This is a genomic window from Spirosoma sp. KCTC 42546 (assembly GCF_006965485.1).
In the GTDB taxonomy this organism is placed as follows: Bacteria; Bacteroidota; Bacteroidia; order Cytophagales; family Spirosomataceae; genus Spirosoma.
Genome location: NZ_CP041360.1, coordinates 2,909,154 through 2,922,762, shown reverse-complemented (window position 1 = coordinate 2,922,762; position 13,609 = coordinate 2,909,154). Strand labels below are relative to the sequence as shown.

Sequence of the window (13,609 nt, the reverse complement as noted above, 5' to 3'; positions counted from 1 at the left end):
GGCTCATTATCCATTTTACATTATCCATTATTCATTATCTCAGTCCTACACTTTATCCGATTTTCCAATAAGTGGATCACTGAATCCAGGCTTGCCCGTCTCAACCCGACCGGCATAGCGTTGTTCAAACGCATCGAAACCCGCTACTTTCACACTGAAATCGTACCAATTGTGGCTACTTTTCAGGTTGAGTATCACGCTCTGCTGGGCGCCCTTTGTCCCCGATTTATCCAGTGTTTTTTGTTCACCTTTAGCCTGGTACGCGTTATCAACCAGTTGCACCTGATACGTTTTCTGCAAATCCGTATTTTTGAGTTTTACCAGCACATTGCCCGTAAACTGTTTTTTTATATCCTGCTCATACCCGCAGGTAATCTCAATAGCGGGGTTGCCTGATGCACCTTTAAACGCACGCATGAACCCATTAGGGCCATATACCCGTAACTCGTACGGCTCAGTCAACGGCAAGGAATCGGTGAGTTGATCACCAGCCACAACGGTGTACGAGCGAATGTTCACATCGTCTTTTAAAACCTGATACACCTGGAATGGGGCACCAACGGCCTGTTTGCCAAAGGCGTCCTTTTTAGCCGCCAGCGTCAGCATAAATGCGTTGCCATCCGTACGTCCGTCAGCATAGAGTTCATACGGCAGGGCATTGGCTAACCGGATGCCTTTTTCCTGAGTAGGCAAATGCTCAGAAGCCCCCGGGTCCTGATTGATCTGGCGAATTTCTTCGGGGCTGAAGGCTTTGTAGCCCGTTGGCACCGGCTTGAATTGGGCCTTGTGTATACTTTCGATAAAGGCATCTTTCGCAACAAAGGCTGGCAATTTTATCTTTTCCCCCTGATAGGGTCGGAAGGCCGACGAGAGGTCGCCACAAACGGTTCTGCGCCACGGGCTAATGTTGGTCTCTTCTAGTTTCTGGCCTTTTTTATGACTCAGGAATTTTTCCAGAAACTGAAGCGTAGAGGTATGATCGAATACTTCTGAGCAAACATATCCCCCCCGACTCCAGGGCGAAGCGATCACGAGCGGTACCCGAAAGCCGAGACCAATTGGCCCTGTACGTCCTTTATTCGGGCGTTTATTCTCCTGCTCCTGCGTTACAAACTCCAATCGCGTATCAATGCCTTTACTGGTTAGTCCGGATTCAGGTTGGTCCGGATGAGCCGGAACAAACGGCGGCACGTGGTCGAAATACCCATCGTTTTCGTCGTAAGCCAGAATGAAAATCGTCTTTTTCCAGATGTCGGGATTCTGTGTCAGAATATCCATCACCTCCGAAATGTACCAGGCACCGTACCAGGGCGCACCCGGATGGTCGGAGAAGTTTTCGGGGGCAATCAACCAGGAAACCGTAGGTAGCTTTTTATTTTTAACATCCGCCCGGAACTGGTGTAGCACATCCCCTTTAGGTACATTGACCGTTCGTTTTGTCTCCCCATCCTGGTACGCTAATGGAGCCAACGAGCGATAATTAGGGTCGTTCACATTGGTGGTAAACGCCTTTTCATGCAGGTTCTTGGCCTGCTGAGAGAGCTTTTTGTAGGCCTCGGGCGTGTAGTTGACTAAATCGTCTTTAATAGCTTTCAGCCACTGCTGTTGATTGGCTAAATCCCGCTTGGTTTTTGTGTAGTCTTTATCGGTTTCGGGCAATGCGTTCAACTTGGCTTCCAGTGCCTGTATGCGCTCGGGAAGGATAGTTACCTGCTGCTGAATAAAGGGATAGTAGGCCGGATGAAAGCGAACATGGTACTGCGAAAACCACTCGATGGGATTATCAGTAAAATTACCGAGCCAGTTATCAGCCTCCCCTTCCAGGCCGGTTGGCAAGCTGATTTCGTTCTGGTACACCCGCCAGGAAATACCCAGATTTTCCAGGCGCTCTGGAAAGGTTGTCCAACTCACCTCCGAATCATAATCCACATTTTCGTTGCGGACATTCGCCATTGCAGTAGGATCGCGGGGGTCACGCAGGGTGCCCGTCCAGAAATACAGGCGGTTGGGGGTAGTGCCCGTTAGTGATGAACAGAAGTTCTGATCGCAAACGGTAAAAGCATCGGCCAATGCGTAATAAAATGGCAAGTCCTCCCGATTGTAATACCCCATCGTCAGGGGCATTTTGGCGTACTCCTTATTACCTGACTTCTTAGAATCCAGCCACTTATCCTGCTTCCCTCCATTGCGGGCATCTACCTGATTTTCCCAGGAATGCGGTAGCGAACTCATCCAGGTCGCCTTTGTGTCCTTGATATTGAGTCGAAACGGAGCGTAGGTTTCCTTGGCTGCGTTGGTCTGCAACCAGACTTTATTTTTATTGGGCAGGTCAATGGCTCTGGGATCATTGAAACCTCGTACGCCCTGAAGCGTGCCATATGTATGATCGAACGAGCGGTTTTCCTGCATCAGAATCACCACATGCTCTGCATCCAGAAAGGTAGTGCCTGGTTGGGGATCAATAGCAAACGCCTTCTGAATTGACTCGGGCAATACACCTGAAAGCCCTGTTGAGAGCAAAGCTGCCTTTTTTAAAAACTCCCGTCTTGAATCCATTGTGTTCAGTAACTGTTTATCAAGATACTGCGAATAGGCCGAAAAGTACCCATTTTAACCTATTTTTTGCTAGTATTTAAATCATTTCAGCTCACTTTTGACTTTATAGGCTATACGTTCTTCATCAACGCCATGTGGATTGTCTTTGCCTTGTCAGCCGCCTTATCAGCCGCTATTGTGGTTACGCTATCTAAAGTAGGTGTCAAGCATGTGGATTCAAGCCTGGCCTTCGCCATTCAATCAGTTCTTATTCTGATTGTTTCCTGGAGCGTGGTTATCATGCAGGGAAACTTGCCCGATGTGGCCCGCATTGACCGACGAGTCTGGATTTACCTGATCATTGCGGGCGTGGTTACTTGCCTGTCGTCTCTACTTTCATTCCGCGCTCTCAAGTTGGGGAATGCTTCGCAGGTATCTCCCATAACCAACTTTTCATTAGTGTTCGCCGTCATTCTGGCATCTGTTTTTTTGAAAGAAAAAATAAGCTGGCAGGTGGCTATTGGTGCCGTATTAATGGCCGCAGGAGCCGTGATGATTGCTGTAGCCAGGGAGTAGCTAACGGTAGACCGATGACGATTAGACTAAGAACTCGTCTACAAATCGAGTATCTTTGTTCATTATCTCCAGTGCGTTTTTATGACCGTTTCCGTAAACGAAAAGCTTGACCTCGCCCATAACTTTGTCCTGCATACCAACCAGAATATTTTCCTGACCGGTAAAGCTGGAACGGGTAAAACAACGTTCCTACAGCAGATTAAGCAGTTGAGTGCCAAGCGACTTGCTGTAGTAGCCCCAACGGGTGTAGCCGCAATCAATGCGGGTGGGGTTACGATTCATTCGCTCTTTCAGCTTCCGTTTGGTCCATTAACGCCGGGTACCACGCAACGCGAAGGCAAGAAATTCAATAAGGAAAAAATAAATTTACTCCGTACACTCGACCTGTTGGTGATCGATGAGATCAGTATGGTTCGGAGTGATGTGCTGGATGGGATTGATGAAGTACTTCGGCGGTACCGGACCAATTCAGCCCCCTTCGGTGGTGTTCAGTTATTGCTGATTGGTGATATGCAACAGTTGCCGCCCGTTATAAAAGACGAAGACTGGGCATTATTAAAACCTTACTATGATACTGGCTATTTTTTCGGCAGCAAGGCCCTTCGGCAGACGTCCTACGTTCCCATTGAACTAACGCATATTTACCGGCAATCCGATCAGCGTTTTATTGATTTGCTTAATAGCATTCGCGAGAAGACCGTTACCCGGGCACAATTGGATAATTTGAATCAACGCTATATCCCGGATTTTTCTCCCAGCGACGATGAAGGCTACATTACGCTCTCGACCCACAATACAGCTGCCCAGCAACTAAACAGCCAGAAGTTACTGGCCCTGAAAGGAAAGCCCCGCACCTTTACGGCAATTGTAGAAGGTGACTTTCCGGCGCACACGTACCCAACCGAAGCCAGCCTGGAGCTAAAAGTAGGGGCTCAGGTGATGTTCATTAAAAATGATATTTCCCGTGATAAGCTGTACTACAACGGCAAAATCGGGCGAATTACGGACATGGATGACTCTGCCATTTATGTGAAGAGTCAGCAGGATGGAGAAGAAATTGTGGTCTATCCGGTTGACTGGACCAATATCAAATATACTCTGGACCCAACCACCAAAGAAATCAAGAGCGAACCGATTGGTACCTTCCGGCAGATTCCACTGAAACTGGCCTGGGCTATTACCGTTCACAAAAGCCAGGGACTTACCTTCGATAAGGCGATTCTCGATGTGTCATCGGCCTTTGCCCACGGTCAGGTGTATGTGGCCCTCAGCCGGTGTAAAACCCTAAATGGGCTTGTACTCCGATCGCCTATTCCAGCTCATAGTATCAAAACAGAACTGGAGTTAGAGGACTTTCATGAACAAGTTCAGCGGCAAACTCCGAACGAACAGCATCTACACCAGGCAAAACTCACGAACCAGCAAAACCTGATTCGCGAATTGTTTTCGTTTGAACGAGCCAATTCCCTACTCTACCGTTGTCGCCGGGTCGTGAATGAACACGCCAGTAGTTTAGATGCCGAAGGCTCCGCTATCCTGACGCAACTCACCAACCAATTACGCGAGAAAGCCAGTGATGTGTCGGGACGTTTCCAGCAACAACTTCCCAGTTATTTTGCCAACGAAAATTTACCCGAATACAACCAGGCACTACAGGATCGAGTCCGTAAAGCAGGAACCTATTTTCAAACCTTACTTGGTTCCGAATTTCTACCACTCCTGCACCGTTTCCCCACCGACTGCGACAATAAGAAAGTGCGTGACCTGCTGCTGGAAGCGCTGGACGAACTGGAGAAAGAGCTATTTAGTAAGCTACGCAGTTTCGAGAGTTGTCGGGACGGATTCAATGCATTAGCCTATCTGCAAGCCCGCAATCGTGCTGAACTGGACTTCCAGCCCGAACGCAAAAAGTTTGAGCCACAAGTTGCCGAGATACCCGCTTCGGAGGGTTCTTCGCGTGGTGGCTTGTACGGTGCGTTGATGAAATGGCGGAATGATATGGCTGGAGAACACAACACCTCTGGCTTTATGGTCTTACCACAGAAAACCATTGTTGAACTGGCGCGTGCGCGTCCTACAACGGAGGCTGAATTACTGGCCATTAAAGGGGTTGGAAAAACCAAAGTGAGGCAAATTGGTGCCGAAATTCTGCGTATCGTTCAGGAAAATCCAGCAGGCCGGGCAGCCAGCTCGACTACCCCGAAAGTGAAAGTATCCAAAGCTCCCAAACCGCCAAAGGAACCCAAAGAGCTATCACCTGCCATCACGCTGGCTTTTTTCCAGTCTGGTAAAACAATTGCAGAGATTGCAGCCGAGCGCAGCTTAGCGGTCTCAACTGTGGAAAGCCATTTAGTAAAATATGTTGGCACGGGCGAATTGGCTGTTGATGCATTATTACCTACTAAAAAAATCGCAAGTATTCGGTCGTACCTGGAAAATTATCCATCCGAATCCCTAAGCGAAGTTCGGCAGGGCTTAGGTACTGATGTATCGTTTAGTGAAATCCGTTTTGTGCAATACGCCATGCGGGCGGAGGCTGGAGGGAATGGAGAATGAGTAAAGCAACCGTCTTATCATCTGGTGAAACTAGAGGCTAATTTGTCCGTCAACTTTCTATCAACCATATACAAAACCCTATCGCCCTCATTCAGGTTTTAGAATGACTTATAATTTCGATGTTCGTGGCAACTTAAGCCCCTATGAACTTATCCGCATTGATTCTCTGGAAGAATTTGAGCAGATATTCGTAACTCCCTTCCCACTTTCTGGTACGCGTCTTTCCATCTATACGGGTTTGCTCGAATACATTGAGGCTTTAGGTGACACATTAAATCAAGTTACCTATACGGGTAGCTGGCAATTATGGATTGATGGAAGTTTTACGACAAATAAGCTTAATCCTAACGATGTTGATATATTGAGTTTATTAGACGACGAAGCTAGTATACGGCAGAACAAAGACTTATTTGAGCCGTTATTTGCTCAAAATGCGTTTCAGACATACCAAACTGATTCTTATTTTTTGCTGAATAATGATACTGCCCAATAAAAGGAATTAGTAACTTACTGGACGAACCAATTCGGCACAGACCGAAACGGGTTTCCCAAAGGAATCATTGAATTAGTAATGGAGTTAAACGTATCGACTTAGCAGACATGTCATTACGCGAAGTTAAACAGCGACTGGCGACCTTATCGACCGAGCGTATACGCCAAACGGACGAGCAGTTAAAACAGCTACGACACCGTCAGCAACAACAGCCTTCTGAAGCGAACGAATTGATGATTCAAAGTCTTGAATACCGAAGAGAAAAACTAAAGCGGTAATCCATCACTGCTTGTAAATCTATGCCCAAAAACCCACCACCGCCCTCGTTAAAACCGCCAACTCCTAGGTACAATCCCTCACCACTCGGCTACAATCGGATGTCCAGGCATTGTAGGAGTCGGAGACCTATCAGGCTATTAGCCAGATAACAGATTGGGAGGTTTACTTTGCCGGGAAGCGGCAGCAATTGGAAGCAACAGCGGTGTAGCTAGTATTTATCCGCTTCCGATAGGTTTTTGAAGAGTTCAACGAACTGGCTGAAGTAGGGATGCCTCGTACTCAGAATACCCGAGAGAATAGTGGTTCGATCGCCGTCGGGAAGGTAGGCATCCATCTTGAATAGATCCGCTGGCATAGCATCCATATCCTTGTAATACCAACTAGTAAATTTCCGGAATCGGGCTTGCTCGCGCCCATCCGAGCTGTCGCAGATATAGACAATCACATGATCCAGTGAGCAGAAGAAGTCTGTGAAAATAGCCCGTATCGTATCTTCTGTAAGCGGGTCATAAGCGATGCGTCCACCGGTTGGATTATCCGCCACAGCAATAACCATTTCAAAAGCATTGACATGGCCGTCAATATAGTCTACAAATAAATAGGCTGACGGAACGAACTTAATTTGATAGATAATCTCCTGTCTGGTAGTGAAGAAGTATGAATTTTGTTCTCCACCAAAAAATCTAAACTCGTAACTATTTACGGGGGCGTCGTTGGGCATTTTTCTTTTTCAGTTCTTCAACAGCGGCCTGAATATCAGGGCTATTTCGATAATTTTCCCGCGCTTCCCGTTGCACCTGTTCTTTTACTTCCACAAGTTTGCGGATCTTTTCGCGGGCGGTCATGGGCTTGGTTGTCGTTTCCATCGTAGTCATTGGTTTTGAGACGAAAATAAGGAGTTAAGGTCTCCGCTTATAGGCAGAAAACACTGGTTTTACATGAAAAAGTTTAAGAACCTATACTGCGTCAAAGCTAGCGGTATCAATACCCGCCATAAAATTTCCGTAGCCCCCACTCAATAGCGGCTAACGTCAGCACCACAAAGAACAACCAACGCCAGTTGATTAGCTCATTCATTTCTTCGGTGCTCGTTAACCGGGCCGGGTGCGACTGAGCGGTCAGCTTCCGAACGAGTTCGTCGGTCTGATTTGCGGTGAAAAATTGCCCGCCCGTTTGCTGGGCCAGTTGTCGGAGCATGCCGTGATCGGCAGTCGTATTCAGGGCTTCAAGTTGCAGGTCACGAACCACAAACTGTCCGGATGATTGCTCAGCCTTATTGTTAACTGTTACGGTGGCCTTAAAGCTGTAGGCACCTTCGGGTAGTCGGCTGATCTCAAAACGGCTGTTGGAGGCCGTAGGCGTGTAGTTGAATGAACGAGTCACTCCTTTTTCGTCTTTGATTTCCAAGCGAACGGGTTTATCATATAGTCGCTCGTAAATGTCATTATAAAGCTCCGTCTCGAAAATAACTTTTTCGCCCGCAATAAACTCATTCCGAATCGGATACACCCGGAGTTTGCGCCGATCTTCTTTTACCGAAATCAGTTGAATTACTTTCTGGATCAGTTCATCCACCACTTCCTGCTTATCAGTCAGCGCGTATTCTTCGAGCCGCCACGCCCATATACCCTCCCCTGCCAGCACAGCTGTTTTGCGCGGACTGGTTACGTTCAGGGCCAGTAAGGGCTTCGTTGTGCGAATGCTTCCCACCTGCTGCCACAGGACAACTTCGCTACCGGGCTGTAATCTGTAGTCACCATATGGTGTTAACAGAGGAGGCAGTTTTGAGAGAATATCAAGCTTGGCCGGATCGAAGTTCAGTTGTTTGAATTCAGGGTTAAATACACCGGTTACTTTGTCGCTCTGGTTGGGCTGCGCAGCCACCTGTATTACCGGATTCGATGTATTGAATGGTCCGAGTGCGGATTGATTACCCAGCACAAACAAGACCGGCGTATTCTTCGCCAGATACCGCTGAATCACCGGGTTTCCAATGCCTCCATTATCAGGGATCTGATGCAGAATGATCAGATCGTAGGTTTTATCGGCTGGGGGACGGTCCGCCGACGCGGTTGCTTCGGCAGGTGTTCCGGTCAGTATGCGAATGTCCAGTTCATAATTCTGGTTTCGTTCCAGAATGTTACGAATTGCTTTTATATCCGGGTGAGGAGCTAATGCCAACAGTAACACTTTCTCTTTCCCATCGATAACATCTAAATACACATCCTGGCGGTTATTTAGCGTACTGAATTCGCCAGGCTGCGGCAATACATCCACCACATAATGCTGAACGCCTTTCTGCGTTGCCGTCGCCTGAAAGGTCAGCTGATTAAACGTATCATTTTTGCCAAAATTGATCGATTGCCGCCCGAGTTCTTTCCCGTTCTGGCGCAATACAACCGTTGCTGTTCGGCCCTGAAATCCATTGCTAACGACTTCGGCCTGTACTGGGAATTGATTGCCTAGATACGCAATTCGGTTCGCTACAATGCCTTTTAATTGAATGTCTTTCTTAGGAATTGTATCCCCTAATCCAATCGTTTGTACAGCAAATGGATACTGGCCAAACGTGGGCGAAACGCCCTGATTAACAATACCATCCGATACGAGTACTACATCTGTCAGATTACGGCCTTCATAGTCGGATCGAATGCCGGATAATAGTGCCGACAGATCGGTGGTGCGTCGGGTAAACGGGATTTGGGTAAGGTCAGCGTCGGTAATGCTGTCTCCAAATGTCCGAACGGTTACGTCCAGACCTTTATCAGTCAATTGTTGCCGAAGTGTTTGCAGCCCGGTCAGCGCCTTATTGAGTGCCGGCCGCCCAGCAGCCGCCACCGACTCCGAGTTATCAACTGCCAATACAACTTTGGGTTTCTCCGTGAGCGTTCTGAGGCTGCGGATCAGTGGGTTCAGCAACAAAAAACACAGAAAGCTGACCACAACAAACCGCAGTGCGGCAAGCCCATATGTTGTTCGTTTGTCGAATCCGCCGACTGTTGCACCACTCCCTACCAAACGAGGTAAAGGCTGATACATGGCAAATGCATAGACCGCTCCAACGAGCAGGCAAACAAAAATCCACCAGGGCGAAGATTGAAAGAAGAAGGTCATAGATTAGAAGGAGAAAAAGGAGGAAGGGGACGAAAGGGAGAGAAGGGATTAAACGTTCATGGGCTATCCTCCCTTCGTCCTTTCTTCCCTTTTCTTCTTCCTCCCTTTTTTAGGTAAGCATTCCGCCATCTACCTGAAGTACCTGGCCGGAAATATAGCTGGAAAGATCAGACGCTAAGAAAACGGCACAATTAGCAACTTCATCGGGTTGGCCTCCACGCTTCATTGGAATCTGTTGTTTCCAGTCTTCAAGTGCTTTTTCATTGATTTCGCCCGTCATTTCGGTTTCGATAAATCCTGGTGCAATGGCATTGGAGCGAATATTTCGTGACCCCAATTCCAGTGCAACCGACTTGGTAAACCCAATGATGCCCGCCTTTGAAGCCGCATAATTAGACTGCCCCGCGTTGCCCCGGATGCCTACTACCGATGTAATATTTATGATGGAACCAGATTTCGCTTTCATCATGGGTTTGGTAACCGCCTTCGTCAGGTTGAACACCGACTTTAAATTAACGTTAATTACGGTATCCCATTGTTCTTCCGACATACGCATGAGCAGCCCATCGCGCGTAACCCCGGCATTATTGATGAGCACATCGAGTTTACCAAAGTCGGCAATGACCTGACTAACTAAGGCCTCGGCAGCCTGATAATCCGATGCATCTGAGCGGTATCCTTTCACTTGACCGCCAAATGCCCGAAGTTCATCTTCCAGGGCCTGCCCTTTTTCAACGCTTGATAAATAGGTGAAGGCAACGTGAGCACCTTCCTGCGCAAACTTCTGGGCCATGGCCCGCCCAATTCCGCGCGAGGCTCCGGTAATAAGGGCAACTTTTCCTTTCAGTAAATCCATTTTTAATGAATAATGAGAAATGGATAATGTATAATAAATAGGAAACGTTTAATTATCCGTTGTGCATTATCCATTATCCATTCATGTTTTTATCAAAATTAGTAGTTTGGTCGGAAACGGCAAGGTAGCTACTGGTTTTGGTTTAGTGCGTAAGCTACGTTACTTTACCCAAAATTAAGCCATTCATTATGCGCTACTACTTCCTACTCACCTTGCTTTGGCTGACTGCGTCAGTCACTTTTGCCCAAAAAATTCATGCCAACAATGATCATGCACAACCCAGGCCTTTTGTGAATGCGTACGAAAAGCGTGCCGACTTTATCGAGGCCGACGTTTGGCTACAGGACGGCAAGTTGGTCGTTTCATCTGAGAAGCCAACGGTCAGTTCCCCAACCCTTGATTCGCTTTATCTGAAACCTATTGCACGACTGTTTCAGCAGTATAAGGACAAACCAAGTCCCGATCGCGATTACACGTTTGGCTTAGTGATTGACGTAAAGTCCAGTCCTGCCGACGTACTGCCTATCTTGTTAAAACTATTAGAAGAAAATCTCACTTGCTTCAACCGGGCGGCTAACGCAAAAGCAGTTCAGGTTATTATTAGTGGTGATCGCCCTAAGATCCAGAACTATTTCGACTACCCGCTCCTTCAGTTCGATGGACGCCCCAGCGAGGTATATGATGAAGAAACGCTTCGGTTAGTGGCCTTTATCAGCGATAATTTCCGGTCCTATTCCCGTTGGGACGGTGTTGGCGATATACCTGATGCAGACCGTGATAAACTTAAACGGGTCATCAAACGTGCTCATAGCGATAACAAGTCTATCCGTTTCTGGGCAATTCCTGATACACCTAATGGCTGGAAACAGTTGAAGAAACTAGGGGTCGATATTATTAATACCGATAAAGTTGCGGAATGTGTAGAGGCTATGCGGTAGGTCTACTCAGTATTGTTGTTTCACATCAGATAGCCCTTTCGAGTCAATAAGCAGTAAACTCCATACGTACCCTCCTTTAATCAGTATTTAATAGCGTTCCTAACTCTTCCTTTCTGAATGGACATCCCACAAATCAAAAAAGACCCTATAATCTACGATGTAGCTATTGTGGGCTCGGGTGCTGGTGGCGGCATGGCTGCGTACATGTTAGCCAAAGCAGGCGCAAAAGTCATTCTGCTTGAAGCCGGTGGCTACTACGATCCAGCCGATCCCAAATACATTACGCAACTAAAATGGCCCTGGGAATCACCACGGCGTGGAGCAAGTACCGAGTTCCGTTCTGGTGGAGACTTTGATGCGGCCTGGGGTGGTTGGGAAATTGATGGAGAGCCTTATTCAGCCAAAGCAGGTACCGAGTTTGGCTGGTTTCGGTCCCGAATGCTTGGCGGACGAACCAATCACTGGGGTCGTATTTCTATGCGCTTCGGCCCAGACGATTTCCGGCGTCGTTCGCTTTCGGGTGTTGGCGATGACTGGCCTATTGGCTACGATGATCTTAAACCCTATTACGACAGGGTAGATCGCCTTATCGGCGTTTTTGGCTCAGTCGAGAATTTCCCCAATGAGCCAGACGGTATTTTTCTGCCTCCACCAAAGCCTCGTTTGCACGAGCTAATGATTCGGAAAGGTGCCAGAAGTATTGGCATTCCCGTTATTCCGTCTCGCCTGAGTATTCTGACCAAGCCTATCAATAAAGACCGGGGCTCCTGTTTCTATTGCCGTCAGTGTAATCGGGGTTGCCAGGCATATGCCGACTTTTCGGCCTCATCGGTACTTTGTATTCCCGCCGTCAAGACGGGGAATGTTACTCTTGTAAATGGTGCCATGGTACGCGAAGTGCTTACTGATTCGAAAACAGGTCTTGCCACGGGTGTGAGCTATGTAAATAACATTACGCTGGAGGAAATTACGGTAAAGGCTAAAGCAGTCATGCTGGGAGCCAGTACCTGCGAATCGGCCCGGATACTACTGAACTCTAAATCGCCACGATTCCCCAATGGATTAGCCAACAACAGTGGCGTAGTGGGCAAATACCTGAATGACTCGACGGGTGCCAGCCGATCTGGCTTTATACCAGCCCTCATGGATCGCAAGCGTTACAACGAAGATGGCGTTGGCGGAATGCACGTGTTTACGCCCTGGTGGCTGGATAATAAGAAATTAGATTTCCCACGTGGATACCATATTGAGTACGGTGGTGGTATGGGGATGCCCGGTGCTGGCTATGGCGGAGGCATCGAATCTCAGAACGGTTCGATTCCCGGTCGCGATGGCAAACTAAAAGCCGCTGGCGGGTATGGAGCAGGCCTGAAAGATGATTACCGTCGATTCTACGGTGCTTATGTTAGCATGTCGGGGCGGGGCGAGCCAGTTCCTTTAGAATCGAACTTCTGCGAAATTGATCCTAATAAAGTCGATAAATACGGCATCCCGACACTCCGCTTCCACTACAAATGGTCGGATTATGAAGTGAAGCAGGCCAAACACATGCAGGATACGTTCGAGGAGATCATTCATGCCATGGGTGGCACTCCACTGGGCCCAAAGCCTGGTCCTGATACGGCTCATGGTTACGGACTGGCAGCTCCCGGTCGTATTATCCACGAGGTAGGTACGGTTCGTATGGGAAACGACCCACAAAAGTCAGCGCTGAACAAGTTTCAGCAGGCTCACGACGTAAAGAATCTGTTCGTAGTTGATGCCGCTCCCTTCGTTTCGCAGGGCGATAAAAACGTAACCTGGACGATCTTGGCTAGTTCGATGCGGACGAGTGAGTATCTGATTGATCAGGTGAAGCAGAAGAATATATAATGGTAAGGCTATTGTTGTAGGCCTTGTTACGCTTTACATGTATTTTCTGTAAATTTGGCTAGAACTAACGGTGTTTTGTATGAGCGTTACAGTCCATTTTAATACGCGATTAAGCATTGCTGAATTAGCCAGTATTATTCGAAATCAATTGCCACCTAAGGAGCGCCAAGAGCTTGTCAATTTACTACAGGCCGATGACAAACCAGTAACTAAAGAACAGCTGAAAACTGATTTGAAAGAAGCTATCGAGGAGGTCAATCAATTCAAGAAAGGCAAAAAACAGCTACGGTCGGCATGGGAGGTTTTAAATGAGCTATAGTATTCTCAGTACTGAGAAATTTGATAAACTCCTAAAACGCTTAGCGAAAAAGTATCCATCCCTAAAAACAG

Annotated in this window: 12 protein-coding genes; 7 read left to right on the top strand and 5 right to left on the bottom strand. The window is 47.7% G+C overall.

What is annotated here, in order from left to right:
• Positions 1 to 45: 45 nt before the first annotated feature.
• A complete protein-coding gene (locus EXU85_RS11730) occupies positions 46 to 2,556 on the bottom strand; it encodes a phosphocholine-specific phospholipase C (RefSeq protein WP_142772260.1) in 2,511 nt (836 codons plus the stop codon).
• A 66-nt stretch (positions 2,557 to 2,622) separates the two neighbouring features.
• Between EXU85_RS11730 and EXU85_RS11725 the strand changes: the two genes are divergently transcribed.
• The 4 genes from EXU85_RS11725 (at position 2,623) to EXU85_RS35315 (ending at position 6,438) form a co-directional block, all read left to right on the top strand.
• Positions 2,623 to 3,111, top strand: a complete 489-nt coding sequence (locus tag EXU85_RS11725; RefSeq protein WP_246859524.1) for an EamA family transporter — start codon at positions 2,623 to 2,625, stop codon at positions 3,109 to 3,111.
• An 81-nt stretch (positions 3,112 to 3,192) separates the two neighbouring features.
• Positions 3,193 to 5,667, top strand: a complete 2,475-nt coding sequence (locus EXU85_RS11720; RefSeq protein ID WP_142772259.1) for a helix-turn-helix domain-containing protein — start codon at positions 3,193 to 3,195, stop codon at positions 5,665 to 5,667.
• Positions 5,668 to 5,770: 103 nt separating this feature from the next.
• Positions 5,771 to 6,160, top strand: a complete 390-nt coding sequence (locus tag EXU85_RS11715) for a hypothetical protein (protein ID WP_142772258.1) — start codon at positions 5,771 to 5,773, stop codon at positions 6,158 to 6,160.
• A 107-nt stretch (positions 6,161 to 6,267) separates the two neighbouring features.
• Positions 6,268 to 6,438 (top strand): hypothetical protein, encoded by a 171-nt coding sequence (locus EXU85_RS35315; RefSeq protein ID WP_168207773.1) that lies wholly within the window; start codon positions 6,268 to 6,270, stop codon positions 6,436 to 6,438.
• 209 nt (positions 6,439 to 6,647) lie between these two features.
• Here the strand turns inward: EXU85_RS35315 and EXU85_RS11710 are convergent, their stop codons facing one another.
• The 4 genes from EXU85_RS11710 to fabG form a co-directional block, all read right to left on the bottom strand.
• Positions 6,648 to 7,160, bottom strand: a complete 513-nt coding sequence (locus EXU85_RS11710; RefSeq protein ID WP_142772257.1) for a DUF6169 family protein — start codon at positions 7,158 to 7,160, stop codon at positions 6,648 to 6,650.
• Positions 7,135 to 7,305 (bottom strand): hypothetical protein, encoded by a 171-nt coding sequence (locus EXU85_RS35310; protein WP_168207772.1) that lies wholly within the window; start codon positions 7,303 to 7,305, stop codon positions 7,135 to 7,137. Before EXU85_RS35310 ends, EXU85_RS11710 begins: the two co-directional genes overlap by 26 nt.
• A gap of 115 nt (positions 7,306 to 7,420) precedes the next feature.
• Positions 7,421 to 9,553 (bottom strand): VWA domain-containing protein, encoded by a 2,133-nt coding sequence (locus EXU85_RS11705; protein WP_142772256.1) that lies wholly within the window; start codon positions 9,551 to 9,553, stop codon positions 7,421 to 7,423.
• 109 nt (positions 9,554 to 9,662) lie between these two features.
• A complete protein-coding gene (gene fabG / locus EXU85_RS11700) occupies positions 9,663 to 10,409 on the bottom strand; it encodes a 3-oxoacyl-[acyl-carrier-protein] reductase (RefSeq protein WP_142772255.1) in 747 nt (248 codons plus the stop codon).
• A 188-nt stretch (positions 10,410 to 10,597) separates the two neighbouring features.
• Here fabG and EXU85_RS11695 point away from each other — a divergent pair, with 188 nt between their 5' ends.
• The 3 genes from EXU85_RS11695 (at position 10,598) to EXU85_RS11685 (ending at position 13,538) form a co-directional block, all read left to right on the top strand.
• Entirely contained in the window at positions 10,598 to 11,347 is a 750-nt protein-coding gene (locus tag EXU85_RS11695) for a phosphatidylinositol-specific phospholipase C/glycerophosphodiester phosphodiesterase family protein (RefSeq protein WP_142772254.1), read from the top strand.
• 117 nt (positions 11,348 to 11,464) lie between these two features.
• Entirely contained in the window at positions 11,465 to 13,219 is a 1,755-nt protein-coding gene (locus EXU85_RS11690) for a GMC oxidoreductase (protein ID WP_142772253.1), read from the top strand.
• Between the two features lie 79 nt (positions 13,220 to 13,298).
• The gene (locus EXU85_RS11685) at positions 13,299 to 13,538 is read left to right on the top strand and encodes a hypothetical protein (protein WP_142772252.1); all 240 of its coding nucleotides are present in this window, start codon (positions 13,299 to 13,301) and stop codon (positions 13,536 to 13,538) included.
• Positions 13,539 to 13,609: the final 71 nt, after the last annotated feature.

What these genes read in the sequence shown, in the direction of transcription:
- EXU85_RS11685 (WP_142772252.1), top strand. Translation starts at nt 13,299, where the DNA reads ATGAGCGTTACAGTCCATTTTAATACGCGATTAAGCATTGCTGAATTA.
- EXU85_RS35310 (WP_168207772.1), bottom strand. Translation starts at nt 7,305, where the DNA reads ATGGAAACGACAACCAAGCCCATGACCGCCCGCGAAAAGATCCGCAAA.
- EXU85_RS11710 (WP_142772257.1), bottom strand. Translation starts at nt 7,160, where the DNA reads ATGCCCAACGACGCCCCCGTAAATAGTTACGAGTTTAGATTTTTTGGT.
- fabG (WP_142772255.1), bottom strand. Translation starts at nt 10,409, where the DNA reads ATGGATTTACTGAAAGGAAAAGTTGCCCTTATTACCGGAGCCTCGCGC.
- EXU85_RS11695 (WP_142772254.1), top strand. Translation starts at nt 10,598, where the DNA reads ATGCGCTACTACTTCCTACTCACCTTGCTTTGGCTGACTGCGTCAGTC.
- EXU85_RS11705 (WP_142772256.1), bottom strand. Translation starts at nt 9,553, where the DNA reads ATGACCTTCTTCTTTCAATCTTCGCCCTGGTGGATTTTTGTTTGCCTG.
- EXU85_RS11690 (WP_142772253.1), top strand. Translation starts at nt 11,465, where the DNA reads ATGGACATCCCACAAATCAAAAAAGACCCTATAATCTACGATGTAGCT.
- EXU85_RS11715 (WP_142772258.1), top strand. Translation starts at nt 5,771, where the DNA reads ATGACTTATAATTTCGATGTTCGTGGCAACTTAAGCCCCTATGAACTT.
- EXU85_RS11730 (WP_142772260.1), bottom strand. Translation starts at nt 2,556, where the DNA reads ATGGATTCAAGACGGGAGTTTTTAAAAAAGGCAGCTTTGCTCTCAACA.
- EXU85_RS11720 (WP_142772259.1), top strand. Translation starts at nt 3,193, where the DNA reads ATGACCGTTTCCGTAAACGAAAAGCTTGACCTCGCCCATAACTTTGTC.
- EXU85_RS35315 (WP_168207773.1), top strand. Translation starts at nt 6,268, where the DNA reads ATGTCATTACGCGAAGTTAAACAGCGACTGGCGACCTTATCGACCGAG.